The 26,181-nt window shown below is 53.2% G+C and carries 23 protein-coding genes and 1 tRNA gene; 16 read left to right on the top strand and 8 right to left on the bottom strand.

Features of this window, described 5'->3' with window-relative positions; genetic code table 11:
• Positions 1-142: 142 nt before the first annotated feature.
• Positions 143-1,867 (bottom strand): nitrate/nitrite two-component system sensor histidine kinase NarQ, encoded by a 1,725-nt coding sequence (gene narQ / locus LQ901_RS08205; RefSeq protein ID WP_064977519.1) that lies wholly within the window; start codon positions 1,865-1,867, stop codon positions 143-145.
• Positions 1,868-2,283: 416 nt separating this feature from the next.
• On the opposite strand from narQ, the gene napF reads away from it, so the two are divergent.
• The 8 genes from napF (at position 2,284) to LQ901_RS08165 (ending at position 8,819) form a co-directional block, all read left to right on the top strand.
• The gene (napF, locus tag LQ901_RS08200) at positions 2,284-2,793 is read left to right on the top strand and encodes a ferredoxin-type protein NapF (RefSeq protein WP_010861964.1); all 510 of its coding nucleotides are present in this window, start codon (positions 2,284-2,286) and stop codon (positions 2,791-2,793) included.
• Entirely contained in the window at positions 2,786-3,052 is a 267-nt protein-coding gene (gene napD, locus LQ901_RS08195; protein WP_010861963.1) for a chaperone NapD, read from the top strand. The genes napF and napD overlap by 8 nt, the downstream gene beginning before the upstream one ends.
• Positions 3,049-5,535, top strand: coding sequence for a nitrate reductase catalytic subunit NapA (gene napA / locus LQ901_RS08190; protein ID WP_010861962.1), 2,487 nt, complete (start codon positions 3,049-3,051; stop codon positions 5,533-5,535). Before napD ends, napA begins: the two co-directional genes overlap by 4 nt.
• Before the next feature lie 99 nt (positions 5,536-5,634).
• Positions 5,635-6,387, top strand: a complete 753-nt coding sequence (gene napG, locus LQ901_RS08185) for a ferredoxin-type protein NapG (RefSeq protein WP_084977846.1) — start codon at positions 5,635-5,637, stop codon at positions 6,385-6,387.
• The gene (gene napH, locus LQ901_RS08180) at positions 6,387-7,253 is read left to right on the top strand and encodes a quinol dehydrogenase ferredoxin subunit NapH (RefSeq protein WP_233672131.1); all 867 of its coding nucleotides are present in this window, start codon (positions 6,387-6,389) and stop codon (positions 7,251-7,253) included. The genes napG and napH overlap by 1 nt, the downstream gene beginning before the upstream one ends.
• On the top strand, positions 7,250-7,708 hold the full coding sequence (napB, locus tag LQ901_RS08175) for a nitrate reductase cytochrome c-type subunit (RefSeq protein WP_039046175.1): 459 nt from the start codon (positions 7,250-7,252) through the stop codon (positions 7,706-7,708). Before napH ends, napB begins: the two co-directional genes overlap by 4 nt.
• Positions 7,709-7,722: 14 nt before the next feature.
• Positions 7,723-8,340, top strand: coding sequence for a cytochrome c-type protein NapC (gene napC, locus LQ901_RS08170; RefSeq protein WP_010861958.1), 618 nt, complete (start codon positions 7,723-7,725; stop codon positions 8,338-8,340).
• Between the two features lie 391 nt (positions 8,341-8,731).
• A tRNA-Ser gene (locus LQ901_RS08165) sits at positions 8,732-8,819 on the top strand.
• Positions 8,820-9,026: 207 nt separating this feature from the next.
• Here LQ901_RS08165 and LQ901_RS08160 read toward each other — a convergent pair.
• The 4 genes from LQ901_RS08160 to LQ901_RS08145 form a co-directional block, all read right to left on the bottom strand.
• The gene (locus LQ901_RS08160; protein WP_152137205.1) at positions 9,027-9,962 is read right to left on the bottom strand and encodes an ABC transporter permease; all 936 of its coding nucleotides are present in this window, start codon (positions 9,960-9,962) and stop codon (positions 9,027-9,029) included.
• Positions 9,963-9,964: 2 nt separating this feature from the next.
• Positions 9,965-10,939, bottom strand: a complete 975-nt coding sequence (locus LQ901_RS08155; protein ID WP_010861956.1) for an ABC transporter permease — start codon at positions 10,937-10,939, stop codon at positions 9,965-9,967.
• A 108-nt stretch (positions 10,940-11,047) separates the two neighbouring features.
• On the bottom strand, positions 11,048-12,604 hold the full coding sequence (locus LQ901_RS08150; protein ID WP_084977848.1) for an ABC transporter substrate-binding protein: 1,557 nt from the start codon (positions 12,602-12,604) through the stop codon (positions 11,048-11,050).
• A 35-nt stretch (positions 12,605-12,639) separates the two neighbouring features.
• Positions 12,640-14,364: an ABC transporter ATP-binding protein gene (locus LQ901_RS08145; protein ID WP_039046179.1), complete on the bottom strand. Its 1,725-nt coding sequence runs from the start codon at positions 14,362-14,364 to the stop codon at positions 12,640-12,642.
• A gap of 721 nt (positions 14,365-15,085) precedes the next feature.
• On the opposite strand from LQ901_RS08145, the gene LQ901_RS08140 reads away from it, so the two are divergent.
• The 3 genes from LQ901_RS08140 (at position 15,086) to LQ901_RS08130 (ending at position 17,543) form a co-directional block, all read left to right on the top strand.
• Positions 15,086-15,430 (top strand): PepSY domain-containing protein, encoded by a 345-nt coding sequence (locus LQ901_RS08140; RefSeq protein ID WP_218572408.1) that lies wholly within the window; start codon positions 15,086-15,088, stop codon positions 15,428-15,430.
• 129 nt (positions 15,431-15,559) lie between these two features.
• The gene (locus LQ901_RS08135; protein ID WP_010861952.1) at positions 15,560-16,219 is read left to right on the top strand and encodes a response regulator transcription factor; all 660 of its coding nucleotides are present in this window, start codon (positions 15,560-15,562) and stop codon (positions 16,217-16,219) included.
• On the top strand, positions 16,209-17,543 hold the full coding sequence (locus tag LQ901_RS08130; RefSeq protein WP_152135935.1) for a sensor histidine kinase: 1,335 nt from the start codon (positions 16,209-16,211) through the stop codon (positions 17,541-17,543). The genes LQ901_RS08135 and LQ901_RS08130 overlap by 11 nt, the downstream gene beginning before the upstream one ends.
• 94 nt (positions 17,544-17,637) lie before the next feature.
• Here LQ901_RS08130 and LQ901_RS08125 read toward each other — a convergent pair whose 3' ends face one another.
• Complete coding sequence (locus tag LQ901_RS08125) at positions 17,638-19,008, bottom strand: MATE family efflux transporter (RefSeq protein ID WP_167550124.1); 1,371 nt, start codon at positions 19,006-19,008, stop codon at positions 17,638-17,640.
• A 297-nt stretch (positions 19,009-19,305) separates the two neighbouring features.
• Here LQ901_RS08125 and rimJ point away from each other — a divergent pair, with 297 nt between their 5' ends.
• The gene (gene rimJ / locus LQ901_RS08120) at positions 19,306-19,893 is read left to right on the top strand and encodes a ribosomal protein S5-alanine N-acetyltransferase (protein WP_084977851.1); all 588 of its coding nucleotides are present in this window, start codon (positions 19,306-19,308) and stop codon (positions 19,891-19,893) included.
• Between the two features lie 47 nt (positions 19,894-19,940).
• Positions 19,941-20,618: a DUF480 domain-containing protein gene (locus tag LQ901_RS08115; protein WP_233672130.1), complete on the top strand. Its 678-nt coding sequence runs from the start codon at positions 19,941-19,943 to the stop codon at positions 20,616-20,618.
• Positions 20,619-20,726: 108 nt separating this feature from the next.
• Here LQ901_RS08115 and argS read toward each other — a convergent pair whose 3' ends face one another.
• Positions 20,727-22,460 (bottom strand): arginine--tRNA ligase, encoded by a 1,734-nt coding sequence (gene argS, locus LQ901_RS08110; RefSeq protein WP_233672129.1) that lies wholly within the window; start codon positions 22,458-22,460, stop codon positions 20,727-20,729.
• A gap of 200 nt (positions 22,461-22,660) precedes the next feature.
• Here argS and LQ901_RS08105 point away from each other — a divergent pair, with 200 nt between their 5' ends.
• The 3 genes from LQ901_RS08105 (at position 22,661) to LQ901_RS08095 (ending at position 24,826) form a co-directional block, all read left to right on the top strand.
• Positions 22,661-23,266: a VOC family protein gene (locus tag LQ901_RS08105; RefSeq protein WP_039046183.1), complete on the top strand. Its 606-nt coding sequence runs from the start codon at positions 22,661-22,663 to the stop codon at positions 23,264-23,266.
• A gap of 106 nt (positions 23,267-23,372) precedes the next feature.
• Positions 23,373-23,873 (top strand): glycine zipper 2TM domain-containing protein, encoded by a 501-nt coding sequence (locus LQ901_RS08100; RefSeq protein WP_036768519.1) that lies wholly within the window; start codon positions 23,373-23,375, stop codon positions 23,871-23,873.
• Between the two features lie 491 nt (positions 23,874-24,364).
• Positions 24,365-24,826 carry a glycine zipper 2TM domain-containing protein gene (locus tag LQ901_RS08095; RefSeq protein ID WP_010861944.1) on the top strand — a complete coding sequence of 154 codons (462 nt, stop codon included), beginning with the start codon at positions 24,365-24,367 and terminating at the stop codon, positions 24,824-24,826.
• Positions 24,827-25,006: 180 nt separating this feature from the next.
• Here LQ901_RS08095 and LQ901_RS08090 read toward each other — a convergent pair whose 3' ends face one another.
• The gene (locus LQ901_RS08090; protein WP_152137210.1) at positions 25,007-26,173 is read right to left on the bottom strand and encodes a MalY/PatB family protein; all 1,167 of its coding nucleotides are present in this window, start codon (positions 26,171-26,173) and stop codon (positions 25,007-25,009) included.
• Between the last annotated feature and the right edge of the window lie 8 nt (positions 26,174-26,181).

Genomic DNA, 26,181 nt, shown 5'->3' with positions numbered 1-26,181 from the left:
AATAGCTAAACCCCATTTGTTATTCTGGGATGGATCTTCAGAGCATGTTTCTTAAGCGCGTGGTGCTTAAGAGAATAGTTATCTGTTTTTGCTCCGACCGGGCTCCGATGTCTGCCCAAGAATTTTTATATACTACAGTAAATTAGCTCGGTGGTACGTTATTGGCGGTGACAGGGTCAAAGCTGAGTCGCACTTCGGTGCCGCCTTGTTCGGTCGCACAAATCTCCAGTTTTCCCCCCAAGCGCGCAGCGCGCTCAGCCATGATGGTCAGGCCGTAGTGGCCTTCTGGCTCTTCAAGGGTCGCGATCCCGACGCCATCATCGGTAATCCGGATGACATTCTGCTCATCTTTGTCGCAGTCACAGCATACGGTAATGTGCTGTGCATTCGCATGTTTAATCGCATTCAGTACCGCTTCGCGCACAATCTGCAGTACATGTACTTGCTGTTGGGCATTCAACGATTGTGAGGATAACGCACAGTGTAACGCAATTTGTGCCTGACTTTGTTCGCGCAGTGGGGCTAACAGTTGCTGTAGTGCGGCTTGCAAATCCGCTTCTTCGATGGTTAAGCGGAAGGTGGTCAGCAATTCACGCAGTTGCCGGTAAGCGTCATTGAGCGCTTGTTCAAAATCGCGAATAATCGCCTGCGCTTTTGGATTATCCGGATCGGTACTGCGACGCAGTAAGGTGATCTGGATGCGCAAAAAAGACAAGGCTTGCGCTAGCGAGTCATGCAGCTCACGGGCGATGGTGGAGCGCTCTTCCATCAGCAGCAGTTGCATCTGCTGTTTTTGCATGCGGTTTAAGTAAATGGCGCGACTGAGCATGTTGGCCACGTTTTGCATCAGTTGCGGCTGAGGTTGCTGGTGAGCTGGCCAGCGCAAGATCCCAAGCGGTTGACCATCTAAACTCAGAATCTGCTCGCAGACTGGCTGTGCATCTGGTTTGTCGAGCGCGGGCTCTTGTCCGCTATGCAGGCTCCACAAACCTTGCCCGCGATCGGTTACGTCCAGTTGCAGGAAATCCAGCTGCTCACTGCGCCGCACAATATCCAGCACCTTTTCCAACCCCGGGCGGGTAATTTGGCTGACCGTTAGAGCCTGTGAGGCGTCAAACAGCACGCTTAAGGTGCGGTTGGCTTGAGTCAGGCTGAGGGTTTTTTCTTGAACCTTGTCTTCCAGCGAGCGATACAGTTTTTCCAGATCGCCGGCCATGCGGCTAAAGGTGGTGGACAGCACGCCTAGCTCGTTTGGCAGGTCGCTATCGAGCGCCAGCGGTGAAAATTGGCCGTTTTGGATTTGGCGGCTAGCGCTCAGCAGTTTATTGAGCGGCGCCACGACTTCACGCCGCGTGGTACGCAGGGCAAACAACACCAGCCCCATGATGGCCAGCAGACCGCTGAGCATCACGATCCCCACTTGGGTCATGTTTTGCTCAGAATAGTGTTGTAAGGCCAACACAAAGTGGTCGATTCGGCTGACATAGGCGGCTAGACCTTGTAAGAAAGCTTCGCTGTGGCCGTGTTGCAGCTGTTGTTCGAGGGTGCGCCAGGTTAGTAGCAGCTGCACATACTCTTCACGTACGCGCTCCGGCACATAAAAGCGTGTGAGCTTACGCAGGGAAGGGGCTAGCAGCGAGCGTCGGTATTCAGACAAGTGCGCATCAATATCTTGCGGCTGGCTGGTCAGATCGTAGGCTAGCCGGTAACTTTGCATGCGCAGTGAGCCGGCCACGTTGACGGCTTCAGCATTACTGATATTGCCGGCGATGGTCAGCAGCGCAATGCTGGTGGATAAAATTGCCAGCAAAATAATCGCAGTGAGCGGACGAGCTAACGTTCGGGTGACAGAGCGTTTAACTAACACCTGATCTTCACTTGTCTCTTTGCGTGTCTGTTTGTTTATCGTGTTCAGTTTTTATTCCATCTTTCAAAGCGCACTCTTTCAACGTGCCGTGTTTCAACACGCGGTTGAACGTGCATTTTAGCCCACTTGGTCTTGCTAATATGTCAGACAAAAGCGGCGTGCTTCGCCCCAATTTTCTGTTGTGATTCAGAGATCTAGGTCACGTAAAATCCGTGCCAAGAATTGATCTTGCGCAAGGTTACCCGCTAGTCACCTCTTTCGGGGTATTACCATTTAACGCTGATTTTGCATACTCAGCACATCAGCAACACTTGGTCGCAGAACCGTGATAAACGGTGAACAATAGTAATACAGTGTTAACCGGAATTTGGTGGCTATATTTCCCTCATGAATGCGCTGTGTCATAGGAGCATGCGATGACCAGTTTATCGCGGCGTCATTTATTACGTGGCCGCTGGAAAAGTGCCCGGCTCGGTCAAACAGAGCAACGTCCCCCTTGGGCGATACCGGATCCGCTATTTACCGATCAGTGTACGCGTTGCGCCGAATGTATCCGTCAGTGTGAAACTGGCGTACTCACCACCGGCGAAGGCGGTTTTCCCATTGCTGATTTTTCCCGTGCTGAATGCACATTCTGTCGCCGCTGTGCGGATAGCTGCACCTTACCGTTGTTTCAAGCTGCGCAACAAGCGCCTTGGTCAATAAAAGCAGAGATTGGGCCGAATTGCCTGTCTGCGTGCGGTACCGAATGCCGCAGTTGTCAGGATGTATGTGAGGTACGGGCGATCCGTTTTATTCCACAAGCCGGCGGAGTGGCGAAGCTCGCGCTGGATACGGCGGTTTGTACTGGCTGTGGGGCGTGCGTCAGCATTTGCCCAGTACAGGCGGTCCGCATGACGCACGATGTAAGGAACAATAATGAATAACGCAACGTGGCACGTGTGCGGGCTGGTAGTACAGGCCCGACCGGAAGCCGTGCCGTCGGTGGCGGAGGCTTTATCCGCCTTTGCCGATACCGAAGTGGCCGCTACCGAGCCGGAGCAAGGCAAGTTGGTGGTGGTCGTTCAAGGCAGCGATTCTGCTGCTTTACTGGATAGAATTGAGTCAGTACGTAACGTTGCAGGCGTGCTGGCGGTGTCGCTGGTTTATCACCAGCAGGATGAGCAAGGTGAGGAAACACCATGAAACTCAGTCGTCGGGACTTCATGAAAGCCAACGCCGTCGCGGCCGCTGCAGCTGCTGCGGGGATCACCCTGCCGGTCGCGGTGAATGCCGCTACGGGCGAAGGTGGCGAAATTAAATGGGACAAAGCGCCGTGCCGTTTCTGCGGTACAGGTTGCGGTGTTCTGGTCGGTACGCAAAATGGCCGTGTCGTGGCATCGCAAGGCGATCCTGATGCGCCGGTTAACCGTGGTCTGAACTGCATCAAAGGCTATTTCCTGCCGAAGATCATGTACGGTAAAGACCGCTTAACCCAGCCGTTACTGCGGATGAAAAACGGTCAGTATGACAAAGAGGGTGAGTTCACCCCGGTCACGTGGGATCAAGCCTTTGATGTGATGGCGGATAAATTCCGTGGCACGCTCAAAGAAAAAGGCCCAGATGCTGTTGGCATGTTTGGCTCCGGTCAGTGGACGGTGTGGGAAGGCTACGCGGCGGCCAAGCTGTTCAAAGCGGGTTTTCGTAGCAACAACATCGACCCGAACGCGCGTCACTGTATGGCGTCGGCGGTGGTGGGCTTCATGCGTACCTTCGGTATGGATGAACCGATGGGCTGCTATGACGACATCGAACAAGCCGATGCGTTCGTGCTGTGGGGCTCCAACATGGCAGAGATGCACCCGATCCTGTGGTCGCGCATCACCAACCGCCGTCTGAGCAATGACAAAGTCAAAGTGGCGGTACTGTCGACCTTTGAGCACCGTAGCTTTGAGCTGGCGGATAACCCGATCATCTTCACCCCGCAATCGGATCTGGTGATCTTAAACTTTATCGCCAACTACATTATCCAGAATAATGCCGTTGATCAGGCGTTTATGGATAAGCACGTGAATATCCGTAAAGGGGCGACCGATATCGGTTATGGCCTGCGCCCAGATCATCCGTTAGAGAAAGCGGCCAAGAACGCTGGTAGCGGGGCAGCTGAGCCAATGAGCTTTGACGATTTCAAAGCCTTCGTATCTGAATACACGGTAGAAAAAACCAGCAAGATGACCGGCGTACCGCAAGATCAGCTGATCGAGCTGGCGAAGCTGTATGCTGACCCGAACATCAAGGTCGTCTCCTACTGGACCATGGGCTTTAACCAGCACACCCGTGGCGTGTGGGCGAATAACCTGTGCTACAACATCCACCTGCTGACCGGCAAGATTTCCAAGCCGGGTTGTGGTCCATTCTCCTTAACGGGCCAGCCATCCGCGTGTGGTACGGCGCGTGAAGTGGGCACCTTTGCGCACCGTCTGCCAGCAGACATGGTGGTGACCAATGAAAAACACCGCCAGATCACCGAACAGCAGTGGAACGTACCGGCCGGTACCATCCCAGAAAAAGTGGGTCTGCACGCCGTGGCGCAAGACCGCGCGCTGAAAGATGGCAAGCTGAATGCCTACTGGGTGATGTGTAACAACAACATGCAGGCCGGTCCGAACATCAATGCCGATCGGATGCCGGGCTGGCGTGATCCGCGCAACTTTATCGTGGTTTCCGATCCGTATCCAACCGTCAGTGCGCTGTCTGCCGACCTGATCCTGCCAACCGCGATGTGGGTGGAGAAGGAAGGGGCTTACGGTAACGCTGAGCGTCGTACGCAATTCTGGCACCAGCAGGTGAAAGCGCCGGGTGAGGCTAAATCTGACTTGTGGCAGCTGATGGAGTTTTCCAAGCGCTTTACGGTGGATGAAGTTTGGCCTGCCGACTTGTTAGCTAAACAGCCAGAACTTAAGGGCAAGACCCTGTTTGACGTGTTGTACGCCAATGGCAAGGTCAATGCCTATCCGCTGAGCGAGATCCCAGACGATCGTCTGAACGATGAAGCACGCGCGTTTGGTTTCTATGTGCAAAAAGGGCTGTTTGAAGAGTACGCCTTCTTTGGCCGCGGCCATGGTCACGATTTAGCGCCGTTTGATACTTATCATCAAGTGCGCGGCATCCGCTGGCCGGTGGTCGATGGGAAAGAAACCCTGTGGCGTTACCGCGAAGGGTTCGATCCGTTTGTTAAAGCCGGTGAAGGGGTACGTTTCTACGGTCATAAAGACGGTAAAGCGGTTATTTTTGCGTTGCCGTATGAGCCGGCAGCAGAAAGCCCAGATGAAGAGTATGACCTGTGGTTGTCGACCGGTCGTGTGCTGGAGCATTGGCATACTGGTTCAATGACCCGCCGTGTGCCAGAGCTGCACCGCGCCTTCCCCGAAGCGGTGACGTTTATCCATCCATTGGATGCGAAAGCGCGCGGCCTGCGCCGTGGTGACAAGGTGAAAGTGATCTCGCGTCGCGGTGAAGTGATTTCGATTGTGGAAACCCGTGGCCGTAACCGCGTGCCGCAGGGCTTGGTGTATATGCCGTTCTTTGATGCGGCCCAGCTGGTGAATAACCTGACGCTGGATGCGACCGACCCGCTGTCGAAAGAGACTGACTTTAAAAAGTGCGCGGTTAAGCTGGAAAAAGCCTAATTCGTTGTCTTTGCGATAGTTGTCTTTGCAATAGTAGTCGCAAGAAATATGCATCAAACAGCGTCACACGTAACAGAGTAAGACGGAAGGAAGTACCGGATGTCAGAACCACGGGATAAAGGACCCGCACGGCGTCGATTTTTACGCGACGCGGTGCGCAGCGCAGGTGGCTTGGCCGGATTGGCTTTGCTGCTTGGGCTGCAACAAAAGCAATCTCAGGCAAAAGATGGGCTGGCGCTGCGTCCGCCCGGCGCGTTGCCGGAGGGGCGCTTTGAGGCGGCCTGTATCCGTTGTGGGCAGTGCGTGCAGGCGTGCCCGTACGACACGCTGCATCTGGCGACGTTGTTGTCACCGTCATCAGCGGGGACGCCATACTTCATCGCGCGGCAAACGCCGTGCGAGATGTGTGATGACATTCCTTGTGTGGCGGCATGCCCAAGCGGGGCGTTGGATCCTGAGCTGACCAATATCGACGATGCCCGTATGGGGTTGGCGGTGTTGCTGGATCATGAGAACTGCCTGAACTGGCAGGGCTTGCGCTGTGATGTGTGCTATCGCGTGTGTCCGGCCATTGATAAGGCCATCACGCTAGAGCTGCATCAGAACACCCGCACCGGTAAGCACGCCAAGTTCTTGCCGACCGTGAACAGTGATTACTGCACCGGTTGTGGCAAGTGCGAACAGGCGTGCGTACTGGAAGAGTCGGCCATCAAGGTGCTGCCGTTATCACTGGCGCGCGGCGAGCTGGGCCATCATTACCGGTTGGGGTGGAAAGAGAAGGAGAAAGCCGGTCACGCGCTGATCCCTTCACAGCCACAATTGCCGGTACGCACACCGCAAGGAGGTGAGTGATGGCTAATCCCGTTGCGAAAGCCGGTCGCGATGCGTGGCAACGTCATGGTTGGTTGCACGCCCATCGCTGGTTGTTACTGCGTCGCGCTTGTCAGCTGACGGTGCTGCTGATGTTTTTGAGCGGCCCGTGGTGGGGAATTTGGCTGCTGCGCGGTAACTACAGCGGCAGTTTGCTGCTCGATACCGTACCGATGACCGATCCGCTGGTGATGCTGGAAAGTCTGGCGGCGGGCCATTGGCCGCTGCTGACCACATGGTTAGGGGCGGGCGTAGTGCTGCTGCTGTATGGCCTGTTGGTGCGCCGCGGCTTTTGTGCGTGGGTCTGTCCGCTGAATCCAGTGACGGATTTGGCCGCTTGGCTGCGTCGGCGCTTGAATCTGCGTCAATCAACCGTGCTGTCACGCAATCTGTGCTATGGGCTACTGCTGATGATTTTGGTCGGTAGCGCCGTTAGCGGCACCTTGCTGTGGGAATGGCTTAATCCGGTCGCTTTACTGGGGCGCAGTCTGCTGTTTGGTGCGTTTAGCGGCTTGTGGCTGATCTTGGCGATTTTCGTTTTCGATCTGCTGGTGACCGAGCACGGCTGGTGTGGGCATTTGTGTCCACTGGGTGCGCTGTATGGCGTCGTGGGCAAACCGGCGTTGATCCGCGTAAGTACGGTGAAGCGCGAGCAGTGCACTCGCTGCATGGATTGTTTACACGTGTGCCCAGAGCCACAGGTCTTACGTGGACCGCTGTTTGATAAAACTCATACGCCGCAGGTGACTGACAATGCGTGCATGACCTGCGGACGCTGCATGGATGTATGTGCGGAGCACGTACTGGAATTTAAAACACGATTTCATCGTTCGGGAGATAAAGAATGAAGAGTCATCCCCTGAAAACGCGGTTCTCCCTGAGAGCGCTGCTCGGTCTGGTTGCCGTAGTGGCTTCTCTGATGGCGAATGTGAGTTTGGCCAATGTTGATCTGACTCAGTCACCGGAAGTGTCCGGCACGGCAGAAGGTCAGGTGCGTATGCCAAAACAACAAGAGCGTATGGCGCTGAATTATGTGAATCAGCCGCCATTGATCCCGCACAGTATTGACGGCTATCAGATCTCAAAAAACACCAACCGCTGCTTGCAGTGCCACGGGGTTGAGAACTACCGCACCACCGGTGCAATGCGCGTGAGCCCGACACACTTTATTGATGCCAGCGGAAAGATGTTGGGGCAGGTAGCACCAAACCGTTACTTCTGTTTGCAGTGCCACGTACCGCAAACCGACGCTGCGCCAATTATCGATAACTCGTTCAAGCCATCCAGCGGATTCGGTCAGTAAGTTAAGGAGCCGTTATGACTCAACAACATCAAGCACCGGAAGGCAAAAAGCCGGGACTGCTACGTCGATTGTGGCAGTGGTGGCGTCGGCCTAGCCGTTTGGCGCTCGGCACGCTGCTGATTATCGGTTTTATCGCTGGCGTTTTATTCTGGGGTGGCTTCAACACCGGCATGGAAATGGCGAATACCGAAAGTTTCTGTATTAGCTGCCATGAAATGAAAGACAACGTGTATGAGGAGTACATGGAAACCATCCATTACTCTAACCGCAGTGGTGTGCGAGCTACATGCCCTGATTGCCACGTGCCACACGAGTTTGTGCCTAAGATGGTGCGTAAAATCAAAGCCAGTAAAGAGTTGTATGCGAAAGCGCTGGGTTTGATTGATACACCGCAAAAATTTGAGGCGCACCGGCTGCAAATGGCGCAAAACGAGTGGGCGCGGATGAAGGCGAACAACTCGCAAGAGTGCCGAAATTGCCACAACTTCGATAGCATGGATTTGTCGGTACAAAAAACGGTAGCCTCAAAAATGCACGCCCAAGCGATGGATGCGGGTAAAACCTGTATCGATTGCCACAAGGGGATCGCGCACAAGTTACCGGATATGAGCGGAGTGCCGAGCGGCTTCTAATTTCATTCGTCTCTATATGCTTTGATGCGTTGAGATGTCTGCCAGCATAAAAACCGGTGCGGTGAATCGCACCGGTTTTTTTATATTGGTGACTTGTTGCGTGGGTTGCTGCTATACCCTTCCTACTTGAAGTTGCAGCGTTGTTGGCTACGCTCGTTTACTCCAATCACATAATTTGCACATAGTTTGCCTATGCTCACGGGGATTCACTCACTTGCCGCCTACCTGCAACTCTAAGTCGTTTGGGTATATATCAAGCATGGGTAATGAAATTGGCCAATAACTCGCCAAATAAATAAAAAAAGCCATTAATTGACTGAAAATAAAGCAATTGAATCGCGCGGTGCTTTACAAGCCTCAGTGAGATGATTATAGTACGCCACACAAATACGGAAGAGTGGCCGAGTGGTTGAAGGCACCGGTCTTGAAAACCGGCGACGCGAAAGCGTTCTAGAGTTCGAATCTCTACTCTTCCGCCAAATTCAAATAAACCCGCGCATGTCGCGGGTTTGTTGTTTTTAGCGTTTGGCAAATGTCATGGCTTGTTACGGTGCTTATCTGGGCTCTTATCACGGAGCTTGAGATTGCTTAGCGAAGCCTGCTTAATCCAAAAGAAAAACAGCGCCATTAGGCGCTGTTTTTTTGTCTGTAATTTATCCCTCAAATCTTATTTACGCTTTATGTTGTTAGCCCTTGTAGATTTTCGGGTTGAACACATCGCGCAGCCAGTCACCCAGCAAGTTAATCACCAGCACCAGCAGGACCAAGCACACGCCGGGGAAGGCGGTGATCCACCACGAGCCCGAGAAGATGTAGTTAAAGCCAACGCTGATCAGCGAGCCCAGCGACGGTTGGTCAACCGGCATCCCTAAGCCCAAGAACGACAGCGCCGCTTCACTCATGATGGCGTTTGCCACTTGTACGGTAGAGATCACCAGAATCGGCGACAAGCAGTTTGGCAGAATATGGCGGAACATTATGCGCGGGGCGCGAAAGCCCATTACCTTGGCCGCTTCCACGTACTCTTTCTTCTTCTCCGCCAGCACTGAGGCGCGCACCGTACGGGCGTATTGCGGCCATTCGGCCACCCCGATAATCACCACCAGCATCACAATGGCGTATTTAGAGAAAAACTCGGAGCCAAAGGTCGCCTGAAAGATAGCCGAGATGATGATGGCCACCATCATGGTGGAGAACGACAACTGCACATCGGCAAAACGCATCAGCAAGTTGTCGATTCGGCCACCGGAGTAACCCGCGGTCAGCCCGATCACCACCCCCAGCAGCATCTGTAGAGCTACGGCAAAAATACCGATCGCCAGTGAGATGCGTGAGCCGTACAAAATGGTGCTCCAGATGTCACGCCCTTGATTGTCCGTGCCGAGCCAAAAACGCGGATCGCCACCCTCGAGCCATGATGGCGGCATTTCGGCATCCATCAGGTCAAAACTGGTTGGGTCATACACGTTGTGCGGCGCAATCCAAGGTGCCAGCATCGCCGCCAGCACATACACTAGAAAGACCACGAAACAGAACATCGCCACTTTATCGCGCAGGAAGTAGTACACGATGTCGGAGTTTTTAAAGCGCGCCCAGCGGCTAGTGGTTACGGCCTGAGTCATACTTACCCCTTGGCGGTCAGGTTAACAGTTGGGTTGATGAAGCCGTATAGCAGGTCGACCAGCGTGTTGGTCACCACAAACAGCAGTCCGACAAAAATCACGTAGGCAGTAATCAACGGGGTATCCACGCGGTGGATAGCCTCCAAAAACAGGAAACCGGTTCCCGGCCATTGGAAAACACTTTCGGTCAAAATGGTGTAGGCCACCATGGTACCAATCTGCACGCCGCCCACGGTGATCACCGGCAGCATGGTGTTTTTCAGCGCGTGGCGGTAATACACCTGATGATCATTGAGCCCTTTGGCGCGGGCGAATTTCACGTACTCCGATGACAGCTGCTCCAGCATCTCAGAGCGCACCAAGCGGATAAACAGCGGCAGCATGATGGAGGAGAGGGCAATGCTTGGCAGGATCAGGTGTTTAATCCCATCCCACGTAAAGAAGCCCGAATCCCAGCCCAGTACATTGGCGGTTTCCCCGCGGCCATAAGCCGGTAGCCAGCCGAGTTGAATCGAGAACACATACATCAGCATGATGGCGGTTAGGAATACCGGAATGGAGATGCCGATACTGCTGGTGGCCATGATGAATTTGGTCAGCATGCTGCGTGGGCGGATCGCCGAGTACACGCCAAGTGGGATGGAGACAAAAATAATCAGCAACGTAGCGCCGAAAACCAGCTCCAAGGTAGCGACCAGTTTATCCAGAATCACTTCCAGAGCGGGGCGCTTAAAGAAATAGGAGGTGCCCAGATCGCCATGAATGGCGCCTTGCAGAAAACGGGTGTATTTCACCAAAAAAGGATCATTCAGCCCCATCTGATCGCGCAGGATCTGGCGCTGCGCCTCGGACACTGATTGGCCCACCATTTCACGCAGTGGATCGCCGAGATTGTCTTGGATGGCAAAAGCCACCAGACTGATCACGAACATCACGATCACCGCCTGATAAAAACGTTTGAGCAGAAATGTAAACATACGCGTCCCTTTATATGGCCTGCTTTATCGATGCAGGCTTTTACAGCGGGCGGAGACCTTGCGGCCTCCGCCGTTTCCCTGGTGGTCACAGACCCATGCGGGCGGACCTTATTGCTTGATCACCAGATCGCCAAAGTACGGGAAGTTCATCACGTTCATGACTGGCTTGATGTCAGCATTTTTCTTCGCGCCATAGGCCAGATTTTCCCAGTGCAATGGCACGAACGGGGCATCATCGGCCAAAATGGCTTCTACTTTCTGCAGCATGGCAGCGCGCTTGGCCGGATCGGTTTCGTTATTGGCGTCGACCACCAGTTTGTCCGCTTCGGCATTGGCGTAACCGGAGCAGTTGTACTGGCCCATGCCGGTTTTGGCATCTTTGGTGAAGGTCAGGAATTCGAAGAAGTTGGCGCTATCTTCGGTATCTGAGTGCCAGCCGATCATCTGCATGTCTGCCGCGCACTTGTCGAACTCTGGCCAGTACTGGGCTACCGGCATGGTCTTCAGATCCACTTTGATGTTGATCTTCGACAGCATGGCGGAGATGGCTTGCGCGATTTTCACGTCGTTCACGTAACGTGCCGATGGGGCGATAAAGGTGACTTTAAAGCCATTTTCATAGCCGGCTTCTTTCATCAGCGCCTTAGCTTTATCCAGATCGTAACGTGGTGTCAGTGCTTCGTTATGACCGGCATAGCCTTTCGGGCTCAACTGACCGGCTGGTGTACCGAAGCCTTTGTTGATCTTCTGAACAATCGCTTCTTGGTTAATGGCGTATTCAATCGCCTGACGCACGCGCTTGTCTTTCAGCGCTGGGTTGGTGTTTTGGTTCAGCTCGACCACAATGGCACGGGTACCCGGCAGGGTCACCAGTTGGGTATTTTGACCTTTCTCCACACGCTCCAGATCGTTTGGCGCAACCGGATAGATCACGTCCACATCACCACCCAGCAGGGCTGCTACACGGGTGGCATCTTCTTTGATAGGCACCAGAGTTAGGTTGTCGACGTTACCCTTGGAGGTTTTATCCCAGTAATTTGGGTTACGGGCATACTCCAGCTTCACGCCTTGCTCACGGAATTTCACGGTAAAAGGACCGGTACCGGAAACATTGGTGGAGGCAAATGACGCGCCGTTTTTGATGATCTCATCTTTCGGCTTACCGTTAGAGGCGGTGCCGCTGTAGAACTTAGAGTCCATCGGGAAGATATAGGTCGCGGTTTGCAGCACCAGCGGATAAGGCTTGCTGGTGATCAGATCCACGGTGTAATCATCCACCTTCTTGGCTTCGGCGATCGGGTCGAAAATTGCTTTGTAGTCTGGGGAGTTTTTCAGACGGTTAACCGTCCACACCACATCATCGGCGGTAAAGTCGTTACCGGAGTGGAATTTCACCCCTTTGCGCAGGTGGAAGCGCATGGTTTTATCGTCGATACGCTCATATTTTTCGGCCAGACGCGGGTCGAATTGCAGCTCCTGATTCCAGCGGATCAACGGATCGAACACCAGATGCGACATTTCCAGCGTCTGATTCGACAGCTGCTCTTGCGGGTCCAGTGAGGTTGGATCGGAGGCTACGGCCACCTTGATGTCAGCGGCGGCAACGTTAAAGGCCATTCCGGCTGCCAGCAGCGCCAGCGCAATTTTGGATAATCCTTTTTTCATCTTGTTCTCCATGCTTTTGTGTGTCACTTGCGGTTTCAGCTTGCGATATCCAGTCCCTCACGGGACATTCCCTTGAACTCCGGCATCAGCGAGATCAGCTTGCGGCTGTACTCATGCTCGGCATTGGTAAACAGTTTTTCAGTTTCCGCCACTTCCACCAGATGACCGTGGCGCATCACGCCGATGCGGTCACACATTTGGCGGATCACCGGCAGGTCATGGCTGATGAACAACATGGTCAGCCCCAACTCTTGTTGTAAATCTTTCAGCAGGTTCAGGATCTGCGCCTGTACTGACACATCCAGCGCCGAGGTCGGCTCATCACAGATCAGAAAACGTGGACGGGTAGCCAAGGCGCGGGCAATCGAGATCCGCTGGCGTTGACCGCCAGAAAACTCATGCGGGTATTTCACCCCCGCATTGCGGCCTAAGCCCACGTGATCGAGCAAATCCCCAACAATCTGCTCAATTTGGCGCTCAGAGCTGGCCAAACGGTGAAAGCGAATTGGCTCGGCGATGATGTCACGCACCTTCATGCGCGGGTTCATCGAAGAGTAGGGGTTTTGGAACACCATCTGCATTTGGCGGCGTAATGGGCGGCGTTGCTGCTCATTTTTCAGCGCGGTCAGATCAATGCCTTCAAAGACGATGCGGCCATTATCAGGCGGATATAATCCGGTCACCGCGCGGGCGATAGTGGATTTACCTGACCCAGATTCGCCTACCAGACCAAACGTTTCCCCTTCGAAAATCTCGAAGCTGATATCACTACAGGCCTGCACATATTCGCGCCGCGATGGGAAAAACGAATCTTTGGTGACGAATTTCAGATTAACGTGCTCAACGCGCAGCAGGGCGCCTTCATAAGCGCGTTGATCTTGGCTTTGGCCAAGCCAGTGGGTTTTCAGATCAATGTGCGTGTCTGGCGTACCGGCATCTTCGATATACGAAACCAGTGGGAAGCGCACCAGTTTGACGTCAGAGCGCGGCACCGCCGAAATCAGGCTACGTGTATACGGGTGTGATGGCGTGCCCAGCACTTGGGTAGTCGTGCCGAACTCCACCAGATCGCCGCGGTACATGACCGCCACTTTATCGGTGATATTGGCCACCACGCCCATGTCGTGGGTTACCAGCATGCAGCCGACTTGTCGCTCTTTGCACAAGCGGCGGATCAGTTGCAGGATTTGATCCTGAATCGACACATCCAGCGCCGTGGTTGGCTCATCGGCAATAATCAGCTCTGGATCGCCAGACAGCGCGATCGCAATCACCACCCGCTGGCGCATCCCGCCGGAGAATTGGTGTGGATACTGCTTGATACGCAGCTCCGGCTGCGGAATCCCCACGGCTTGCATCAGCTCCAGTGCTTTGGCCAGCGCTTGCTGATGATTGAGCGAGGTATTGGCTAATATGGTTTCCACCAGTTGCTGCTCTACCGTGAACAGCGGATTGAGCGATGTCATCGGGTCTTGAAAGATAAAACCGATGTGCGAGCCGCGGATCGCCTGCATCTCTTTTTGCGTTTTGCCAGAAATCAGCTCGCCGTTCAGGTAGATATCCCCCCGAGCAATGTGGCCGGGTGGGCTGAGCAAATCGATAACAGCGTTACCAATGGTGGATTTACCGGCGCCGGATTCTCCGACTACGCCGACGATTTCCCCTTTTTCAATGGAGAATGAGAGATCCTTAACAGCGGCGTGTACCCCGTAGCGGGACGGGTACTCGATCCGCAGGTTCTTTACTTCGAGCAAGGACATGGTTACCTCTGCGGGGGACATCCGTCCCTGACAAATTCATCCGTAAACTGACCACAGATGCCGGTTATTAGCAGGCTTTAACAGGCTCACTTCCTGTGAAAGACAAACCAGCGATCCGCGCGGGTTTTTTGCATTTTTTTGGAATAACCCGCCTGTAACGTAAACTGTTTGCCGTAGGCTGTAAATGATGCTCCGATACAATTTATCAACAGTTAGTGTGATTTAACTCACTTCACCTAGTCGAAAATGTGATTCACAGCAGCATGAATAGTTAAAAACACCAATAAAATTCTGTTTGCCAAAGATGTGATTCAACATTTAATCAACAAGCAGCAGCTCGCGTTTTTTTACTGCCAGAGGAAATTGTTGCACTAACAGTGAATTTTTATGCATACCAGATCTTCGGTAGCACAATCCTCGATAGAACAAATAATCAACAGAAAAATACGGGGAAGATGAAAGCAGAGGGCAAGCTGAACAGAAGATGAATAGTTCCCTCATTTCCGATTAAGTCGTAAAGGGGTTTACTCTGATAATCCGAACAGGCTCGCGGTATTGTTTTGCGTAGTAAATTGCGCTGTGTGGGCTTTTTTGCGGTCAATCAACGGCAGTGTCAGTGACTCTGATACACTGCCGACAGTCCAACACTCTAGCTAAGTAGACAGGTTGTGTTATGAACAGGATTGGGCGGTGGTGTGCCGTCACTTTGACAGTGCTAATGATGACGGGGTTTGTGGCCAGCCAAACCGGCGCCGATCCGCTCCCCGAGTTAGAGCTGGATGATGACGTGCAGGATACGGCGCTGGCGGCAACCCAAGCCGGACTGATTCAGCCATATAACTTGTTATTACAGCAGGTTGAACGTGATCTGAATGGCCGGATCATCGAAGTGGAGTTGGATGAAGATGACGGCGTATGGGAGTACGAGCTAAAACTGTTAGGCGCGGCCAACAACGTCATCAAGGTCAAATACAACGCCACCACACTGAAAATTCTCAAAATTAAAGGCCATGATCTGGATAGCGTATTGCGTCATGGCGTGGATTTGAGTCAACTGGACGATTAGCAATATCCGAGTTGCAGAGTATTGTTGCTTATGGCACTCAGTGGCTAATACCACAATCAAACACTCAGTTAAAAACCGTTCAGAATCAGTAAAATAACAATAAATGCACCAGAGCCAACGGACAGCCAGATGAAAGCCCTAATTGTTGAAGATGACACCTTACTGGCGCGCCAGATAGAAACGGCGCTAGAGCAGCAACAGTGGATTTGCGACATTGCCCGCGATGGCATTGACGCCTTATACCGCGCCACCAGTGAAAACTGGGATGTGATTGTACTGGATTTGGGTCTGCCTAAGCTCGATGGGCTGACAGTGCTGCGCAGTTTGCGCCAAGAGGGTAATACCACTCCGGTGATTATTCTCAGTGCCCGTGGCGAGTTGCATCAGCGCATTGAAGGGCTCAATGCGGGGGCGGATGATTACCTGACCAAGCCGTTCGAGATGGCTGAATTATTGGCTCGGCTATCGGTGCAATTGCGCCGCTCTTCTGGGCAAGCTGCGCCACAATTGCAGGCGGGCGATTTAACGCTGGATTTGAGCGCCGCACGGGTGTTCTGGCAAGGTCAGCCGATTGAGCTGACATCGCTTGAGTACAAAGTGCTGGTGTACCTGATGCAAAATAAAGGTCGGGTGATTTCGCGCACCGAGCTGGTGGAAAGTATCTATCGGCAGGATTTTGATCGCGACTCCAACACGGTAGAAGTGTTTATTGGTCGTATCCGGCGTAAAACTGACAGCCGCATTATTCAAACCGTGCGCGGCTTAGGATATCGGATCAATGCAGATTGATCGCTTTAGCCTGCGTCAGCGGGTACTCGGTGCGACCATGGGCTGGCTGCTGCTGGTGTTGGTCAGTGCGGGCATGGTGGTGCCGGAGATTTTGCGCCACTATTTGCAGCAAGAAGCCAGTCAGTCGATGCGATTGTATCTGGATGAGCTCAGTGCGCGGCTGGAAGTGAACAGCCAAGGCGTGCCGGAAGTCAGCGGTTTACTGAGTGACCCGCGTTTTCGTCAGCCTTACAGCGGGTTGTACTGGCAAGTTACATCACCGGCTGGGGTGCTGCGCTCGCGCTCGTTGTGGGATAGCGGCATGCAGGAAAGCGAAGGGCAGTGGACCGGCCCGAAAGCGCAGCCTCTGCTACGTGTCAGCCGAGAGTTGACCCTGCCAGATTACCCGCATCCCTTAACGTTGGTGATCGCCCAAAGCGAAGTGCCGTTACACCAAACCTTGGCGCGATTAACGCATCTGTTTTGGGGCATTTTAGCCGTTACTGGGATGGGGATATTGGCCATTATCGGCGTGTTGATTGGTTGGTCGCTCAAGCCGCTACGTCGCGTGCAACAACAACTGACGCAAGTTCGGCAAGGTCATCAAACCCAGTTAGAAGGCACGTTACCCAAAGAGTTAGCCCCATTGGCGGCGGATCTGAATGCGCTGCTGTTTCACTATGGCGAGCTGCTAAATCGCGCCCGTCATCATACCGGTAATCTAGCCCATGCATTGAAAACGCCGCTGGCGGTGCTGAATAACCAGATTGCGCTGCTGCCACCTGCGGAACAAGCGCAGTTACAAGCCCCTCTTAAACAGCTACGTGAGCAGATTGAAAGTCATTTGGCGCGTGCACGCATCGCTGGGGCTAGCAATATTTTGGCGGTGCGCTGTCAGCCGGCACTGCGCGTCGATCGCATTGCACTGGCGATGTCGAAAGTGTATGCCGCCCGTGACGTTGAGCTGATTAACGAGCTCGACAGTGAATTGCAGCTGGCGGTATCAGAAGATGATTTTGATGAGATGGCCGGAAACTTGATTGAAAATAGTTTCAAGTGGGCCACCTCGCTGATCCGGGTTCATCTGCAAGCGTCCAACGATACCAGCGCACAGAGCGCCATGCTGACGCTGCTGATTGACGATGATGGCTGCGGCATTGCCGATGCGGATCGGGAGCGGGTATTACAGCGTGGCGTGCGTTTGGATGAAACCACCCCGGGGAGCGGATTAGGGCTGAATATCGCTTATGAGATGGCCCTGTCGTATCGCGGTGATTTGCGTTTGCAGCCTTCCCCATTGGGCGGTTTACGGGCTGAGTTAACGCTGCCTGCAGTGAGGCGATAGTGAGACGATAATGAGGCGATAAGTTCGTGAATCAGTTCGGCAGTAAGAGTGGAAATCAGAGCCTATCGCGATAGGGATAGGCTCTCGGTCAGAATTATTCCAACATGCCACGCGCCGGATGGCGGTTTTCATTTTTCATCTGCCACAGCATCCAGATACACAATAAGGTGCTGCATGCCGGCAAGGCCATCCAGACGCCATTTACGCCCCACCAACGCGCAAAGACAAACAGGAAACCACCAATCAGCAGGAGTTTACCGCCAGTTAGGGTAGAGGCTATTACCGGTTTATTGACCGATTGGAAATAGGTCGCGCCCACCAGCAGCAAACCTTCCATCGGTAGCCCCCAGAAATAGCGATAAATCCCGTTAACGGCTTCTTTGGTCAGCCCCGGATTGTCACCGGCAAACATGAAGGCCACATACTGCGGAAACAGATACAGCGCGATCATGCCGCTAATACCCAGTCCTGCGGTGATGCCAAGCCCTAAATTACGAATTTTACGCACTCGCTCTTCAAGACCGGCTCCCGCGTTAAAGCTGGTGATGGGCTGAATGCCCAAGGCAATCCCTTCAAAAATCAGATAGAAAAACGCCTCGGCATAGCTGACGATTCCGTAAGCGGCCACATGCAGCGCACTTCCCACGCTCATAAAGGCTTTGTTGTGAAAGGCCAATACTACCGACAGATAGAGATACATCAGCAAACTCGAGGTACCCAATCGCAGGATTTGCAGCAGTAGTGTCAACTTTGGCCGCAGCGCCGCCCATGTCAGGCGCAATTGACTGCGACGCGAGCAAAAGTGCGACAGGCACAAACCGCCGGTGACCACTTGCGACAGCATGGTTGCCAGACCTACGCCGGCAAGCCCCATTGGAAATACCGCCAAAAACAGGTAATCCATGATCACGTTCAGGGTGCCGCCCAGCACCATGATGTAGGTGACGCGCTTAGGCTGGCCGTCATTACGCAGTAGCGCGGAAAAACTCATCGACAATAACGCGGCGCTACCCAGCATAAAATACCAGCGTAGATACTCCATGCCCGCGCTATAAATCTCACCCTCGGCACCCAGCCAGCGCAGCATATGGCCGCCATACAGCAAGCCCACCGAGCCGATAATCAGCGCGGCCAAAATCACCAGCAGCAGGGCATTCCCGACAATCCCACGGGCGCTTTGCAGATCACCGCGCCCCATATTCAGGGAAACCAGCGAAGAGGCGCCCATACCAATCATCGCGCCCACGGCGTACAGTACCGAGCCGACTGGATAGGCCAGCATCACTCCAGCCAGCCCTTGCTCACCAAGAAAATGGCCGACAAAAATACCGTCAATGGTGACGTAAATGCCGCTGATCACCATCGCAGTAATGGTCGGAATGGTATAGCGCCAGAACAGGCTCAGCAGCGGCGCAGTGGCCAGTGAGGTATCCTGGATTTCGGTTACGGAACTGTTGGTGGTCATGGGGGAACTCATCGAGATAATCGGCGCAAACAATTGCCTACACCGGCAGAGAATAACAAATTCTCATCATAAGTCGCTAAATAAGCGCGTAAAAAAAACGAATCGGTTCAGAATAAAGCGCTGTGGGCTTGCGGTGACAACAAAAAAGTGATCTGTCAGTAAATTAGGAAAAAAGCCGCAGGTAACACGCTGTGATCCACCAAGGCGCACGGTATGATGTCAACACTGTGATATCTCACAGGAAAACCGATTTATTGTTAAACGGATTCAATATTGACCTGACTCTGGGGTAATCACATGTTTGGCCGTCTTACCGCACCGCAGGTTCGACTGTGCAGCGAGCGACTGATTGTGCGACTGGCACAGGAAAAAGATGCGGCGAAAATTGCCGATTACTACACCCTGAATCGGGCGTATCTCAAGCCGTGGGAGCCTGCCAGGGATGAAAGCCATTTTCGCCCTTCGGGCTGGGAGATGCGCCTGTCATTGATCACGCAGCTGCATCGTCAGGGCAATGCGTTTTGTTTTATTTTGCTCGATCCACACGAAAGCGAAGTGTTGGGGATTGCCAACTACAGTAACGTGGTGCGCGGCGTATTTCACGCGTGCTATCTGGGGTATTCGCTGGGCGAGCTGCATGTGGGCAAGGGGCTGATGTATGAAGCCTTGCGGCAAACCAATCGCTATATTTTTGAACAGCAACATCTACACCGGATCATGGCCAACTACATGCCGCATAATCAGCGCAGTGGTAACCTTTTGAAACGGCTTGGATTTGAGCGTGAAGGCTTTGCGCGCGATTATCTACTGATCGACGGTCAATGGCAGGATCATGTGCTGACGGCGCTGTGCAATCCACGTTGGCGTGCGCCAGAGCGTGCGTGACATGATTTCGCGACAACAAGCAACACTAGGGAACAAGAGAGGGTAACGTGAAAATCCAACTGACGGTAAAAGAAGCTCGGGTTATCGGCTGCTTGCTGGAAAAGCAAATCACCACCCCAGAGCAGTATCCGCTGTCACTGAACAGCCTAACTACTGCCTGTAACCAAAAAACGAACCGTGAGCCGGTGGTGGAGTGGAGCGAAGCCGATGTGCAGGATACGGTGGATGCGTTACTGAAAAAACGCTTACTGCGTGATTTGTCCGGTTTTGGTAATCGGGTCGTGAAGTACGAACACCGTTTTTGTAATTCAGAGTTCGGTAACCTGAAGCTCTCGGCGCAGGAGTTAGCACTGGTGTGCGTATTGTTGCTGCGCGGCCCGCAAACGGCCGGTGAACTGCGTACCCGCACGGCCCGTTTGGCCGAATTTAGTGATGTGCAGCAAGTCGAAGCGGTGTTAGAAAAGCTGGCGGCACGTGATGATGGCCCGTTTGTGATGCGTCTGGCGCGTGAGCCTGGGAAGCGTGAATGTCGCTATGCGCAGTTGTTTTGTACCGATGACTCTTTAATGGCTGACAGTGCAGAATCCACAGCAACGGTTGATACGTTGGGCGATCCGGTACGCGTGGCTGAGCAAGAGAGCCGCATTCAGGCGTTGGAAGATGAAGTGGCCGCCCTGCGCGAACAATTGGCCGCATTAGACGCGCGCTTAAGTGCGCTGGATTAAGCCACTGATTTATATCTGATGTATAAAAAGCGCCGCTAAAAACGCACCAATAAAAAAACCACCCCGCAGGGTGGTTTTTTATGCGCGCTATCCAAACGGATGTTCGACTTACATACGGTCGACAGTTTGGATACCCAGCAGATCCAGACCTTGTTTCAGGGTCTTCGCGGTCAGCGACGACAGCTTCAGACGGCTGTTACGCACATCTTGATCATCGCTGTTCAGGATTGGGCACGCTTCGTAGAAGCTAGAGAACAGACCGGCCAGCTCATACAGGTAAGCACACATCAGGTGTGGTTCACCTTCACGTACAACGCTGTATACCGCTTCTTCGAATTGCATCAGCTTGGTTGCCAGTGCTTTTTCGCGGTCATCGGTCAGCACAATCTTACCGGTCAGCTGTGATTCATCCACACCGGCACGCTTGAAGATAGACGCAACACGGGTATAGGCATACTGCATGTAAGGGGCAGTGTTACCCTCAAAGCTCAGCATGTTTTCCCAGTCGAAGATGTAGTCTGTGGTCCGGTTTTTGGACAGATCAGAATACTTCACGGAGCCCATCGCGACAGCGTTAACTACTGCCGCGCGCTCTTCGTCGCTCAGATCTGGGTTCTTGTCAGCAATCAGCTTCTCAGCACGTTCGGTAGCTTCATCCAGCAGTTCAGCCAGTTTCACGGTACCGCCAGAACGGGTCTTGAACGGACGGCCGTCTTTACCCAGCATCATACCGAAAGCGCAGTGCTCCAGCGTCATCTCTTCTGGGATATAACCGGCTTTACGCACGATCGCCCACGCTTGCATCAGGTGTTGATGCTGACGGGAGTCGATGAAGTACAGAACACGGTTCGCTTTGAAGTTGTCCCAACGGTACTTGGCACAGGCGATATCAGTGGTGGTGTACAGGTAGCCGCCATCGCTCTTTTGCACGATAACGCCCATGGCTTCGCCATCTTTGTTCTTGAACTCGTCAAGATACACGACCTGCGCGCCTTCACTTTCTACAGCCAGACCACGTGCTTTCAGATCGTTAACGATCTCAGGCAGCATTGGGTTGTACAGGCTTTCGCCCATCACGTCTTTGCTCTTCAGGCTGACGTTCAGACGATCGTAGATACGCTGGTTTTGCTCCATGGTGATGTCAACCAGCTTACGCCACATGCTCAGGCAGTATGGGTCGCCACCTTGCAGTTTCACTACGTAGCCACGAGCGCGAACCGCAAACTCTTCGTCTTCGTCGTAGCATTTTTTCGCTTCGCGGTAGAAGCCTTCAGCATCAGACAGGGCTAAGTCAGCATTCTCGTCGTTCTGGATTTTTTCCAGATAAGCAATCAGCATCCCGAACTGCGTACCCCAGTCACCCAGGTGGTTGGCACGGATAACATTGTTACCCAGAAACTCCAGAGTACGCACCACGGCATCACCAATAACGGTGGAACGAATGTGGTGAACGGCCATCTCTTTGGCCACGTTTGGTGCAGAGTAGTCCACCACAATGGTCTGAGCCGGTAAGGTTGGCGATACGTTCAGCTTGCTGTCAGACAGCGCTGCTTCCGCTTGTTCGGCAACCCACTGCGGATTCAGGAAAATGTTGATAAAGCCGGGACCGGCGATTTCGGTTTTGCTGGCGATAGCACCCAGATCCAGATGCTCAAGCACTTTCTCCGCCAGTTGTCGCGGAGCCATGCCCAATCGCTTAGCAGCAGCCATCACGCCATTTGCCTGATAGTCACCGAACTGCGCTTTTGCAGACTGACGAACCATAGCGTCGCAATCTGCAGGAGCACCCGCTGCGATCAGCGCTTGGCTGACCTTGTCGGAAATAAGAGCCTGAATATTCACCTGATTACCTTTAATCTAATTATTGTGCACAGAGACGAATAGCGATGAAATCATGGCCATTGCCAAGCCTTATGCAGAAAGAATAATGCGTGAAACCGTGCACAGAGATAAATGTACTGAGTATCATACCTGTGCGGCAGATTCATGAAAACCCCACAAGCAGCGCGAACGCGCATGTGATGATGTTTTGAGGATAAAAGATGTCAACCCCCATTGCATGGATTAATGAGTTAACAGATCTTTCTGACAGCCTGACTGATTTTGCGGAGGAGATCACTCTTTTTGCGCAACAGCTTGGCATCTCAGTCGAAGATTATCAGGCAGATCATATTGCTGTGCGTTGTAACAGTGTGGCAACCGCCGATCGCTGGCGTAACGGTTTTTTACGTTTTGCTGATTTGTTGTCAGAAAAACAGATTAATGGCCGACCTATCTGCTTGTTTTCCCTGCATGAACCTTTGCAGATTGGCCCATGGCAGATTGATTGCATCGAACTGCCGTATCCGAGCAACAAGCACTATGCGCGTGAAGGGTGGGAGCATGTGGAGCTGGTGGTGCCAAGTAGCGCGCAAACTATTCCTGAGTTAGAGCAGGCGATACAAGAAGCTCTACCTTCGCTGACGGCGGTCATGGCCGATCCTGCCGCCCACGGCGTGCGCTATAAAGCTAGCTCGCCGCAAGCCGAAGATGAACAATTGGCTAACCCAACCTTGGCGTTTAGCCGTGAGCATCTGACGCTGAAAATCCATCCATTATCGATTCGCGCGGTGATTGAAAACAAAAAAACAAGCTTTGTGACAAATTAGTCATCGCTTTTCTGAGTGCTGCTTGCCACCGTATCCACAGTAAATTTTTCTTATTTTTGCCGGTGTCCACAGTCAGGTACCGGCGCAGTTTACTGAGGTAAAAGGCATGCGCTATTCACGATATTTCTCTTGCTCTGCGGTCGTTATGGGAATGCTGGCCCTGAGTGGTTGTGCCAATACAGATATGTATTCCGGCGATGTGTTCTCCGGTCAAGATGCCAAAATGGTGCAAAACATCAGCTACGGCACCATCATTTCGGTGCGTCCGGTGAAAATTCAGGGCGGTCAGCAAGGTCCAGGATTGGGCGCGATTGGTGGCGCGGTGATCGGCGGCTTGCTGGGCAGTGAAATTGGTGGTGGCGTAGGTCGCGATCTGGCGACTACCGCCGGTGCACTGGCTGGTGGCGTAATTGGTAATAACGTGGGTAATCTGGCTAACCAGACTAACGGTCTGGAAATGGTGATCCGCAAAAATGATGGCCAGCAAGTGGTGGTCGTACAGCAAGCTGCGCCGGGCTTTGTGCCGGGGGCGCGTGTACAGCTAGTCGGTAACGGCGGTCAGGCTACCGTTTCGCTGATTGGTTCGTCATACCCGTATGGTGCTTAAGTACTGAGCAAACGCCATACTCTCTTTCTGCCAAGAGCAGTCCGTTATGCGGACTGCTCTTTTTTCGTTTAGCACCCTTAACCGGTTTGATGTTGAGCCGCGGGTGATCTTTCGTCTTGTTTAATGCCCAGTTAAGTTTACCCATTTATGATGTTCCGCTCGTCTTCGCTTGCCTTGTTGACCGAGTCGGTTGGCTGGAGAGGAAAGATGAGAAAAAACAGTACATCGACCCCTTTTCGTCAGTTGGTCACCTATACTGAGCAGGTGACGGTTGCATAGTGTTGTATTGATTCTGCCGAGAGTGTCGGGTTAGGCTTACCCTGTGTTGATTAAATATTCAGCAATAGGTGACACAGGGTTTTGTCGGATGTGCTTTGCTGAAAGTGAAGTCAAAACCGTTACCGGATCAGCCCAATTAGGGGCCACAGGTAAAGAATTTCACTGCAAACTACATCACTGGAAATTACAGTGAGTGATGCTATGGAGGTCGTATGGGTATGCGTTTAGGTGTTTTAGCGCTCATGGTAACTGCGCTGGCCGGTTGTGCGAACACCAGTACATTGTCGGGTGATGTGTACTCCAGCAGTCAAGCGAGAACCGCGCAATCAGTTCAGTTCGGCACCATTGTGTCGGTGCGTCCGGTGCGTATTCAGGCAGAAAGCTCGGGTATCGTCGGTGGTTTGGGGGGCGCTGTCGTCGGTGGCTTGCTGGGTAGCACCATTGGTGGCGGTACCGGTCAAGATATCGCGACTGCCGGTGGTGCGATTGCCGGTGCGGCGGTCGGTAAACGTATCGAAGACAGCATGAATCAGGTCGACGGTGTGGAGATGGAGATTCAGCGTGAAGATGGCAGCCGGATCGTGGTCGTACAGCGCGCCAATCCACGTTTTCAGCCGGGCGTGCGCGTCAGAATGGTGGGCAGCAACAGCAATATGACGGTGTCCCCACTGTAAGCGTATGTGCCTAAAGAATTTAGGTGCTGACTAGCAAACAAATCGCAAAAAGCCGCAGTTCATCACGCTATGGCCACTAATACCAATGATGGTGGCTTTGGGATGATGAAACTGCGGCTTTTTACTGCGGGCTATTTTGGCCCGCCGAGTGTAGCTATCTGATTTATAAGCTTTGCTCTGTTATAAACCTTGTACAGCGCTTGCCATGCGATCCAGTGCTTCACGCAGTAATGCGCGGCGACAACCAAAGTTTAACCGCACAAAACGGGCATTACCGAAATCGGCGCCCGGAGACAGGCCGATGCCCGCTTGTTCAAAAAAGCGATGTGGGTTTTCTACCGGTAGCGCACTGCAATCAATCCATGCAAGATAAGTGGCTTCAGTATGCGCCATCTGCAAGCCCGGGATCTGCGCAATCCGACTTTCCACCAGATCGCGGTTCGCGCGCAAATAGTCTAGCTGTGCCTGTAACCACGGTTCGCCTTGGGTATAGGCCGCTTCTGCCGCAACATAGGCCAGAATATCAACCCCCGGCACAATGCCGGCGCGAGTGCGGACAAATTCGCGACGCAAACGCTCATTCGGGATAATCGCAATTGACGCACCGAGCCCGGCGATATTAAAGGTCTTCGACGGTGCCATCAGCGTAATGCTACGTTGCTCGGTATCGGCATCCAATGAGGCGATCGGAATATGCGGGAGTGCATCGAGCAGCAGATCGCAGTGGATTTCATCGCTGCAGATAATCAGATTGTGCTCACGGGCAAATTCGGCTTGTGCCAGCAACTCTTCACGGCGATAAATGGTGCCGCCCGGATTTTGCGGATTGCACAGCAGCAGCAGTTTTTCATTGCCCTGTAGCTGCGCTTTTGCGGCCGCCAGATCCAGAACCCAATGTCCGTTTTGTAGTGTCACTGGTGCGGCTAACTGTTCAATACCGGCAAAGGCGGAAGACTTGGCAAAAGGCGGATAAATAGGAGTTGGCGCAATGGAGCGATCTCCGGCCTGGGTGTAGGCACGCACCGCCAAATTCAGCCCACACACTAGCCCTGGCAAAAAGACCAACCATTCCGGCTGGATGCGCCAGTTATAGCGCTCTTGCATCCGCGCCACAAAGGCATCAATCAACGTCGGTGACGCGCCATAGCCATAACCAAACACACCATGCGCCACGCGCGCTTGTAGCGCGTCAATGACGGCTGGCGGTGAGCGAAAATCGGTGTCCGCGACCCACATCGGCAAAATATCGCGGTTGGCATATTTGTGCCATTTTTCGCTGTCGCTATTGGCGCGCGCGATCTCTTCATCGAAATTAAACAGTGCTGTATGTTCCTGTGTTGCGTACATCGGGGCTC

The organism is Plesiomonas sp. PI-19, from assembly GCF_021368255.1.
Taxonomy (GTDB): domain Bacteria; phylum Pseudomonadota; class Gammaproteobacteria; order Enterobacterales; family CAMTGL01; genus Plesiomonas; species Plesiomonas shigelloides.
This window is presented reverse-complemented; position numbering and strand designations above follow the sequence as displayed.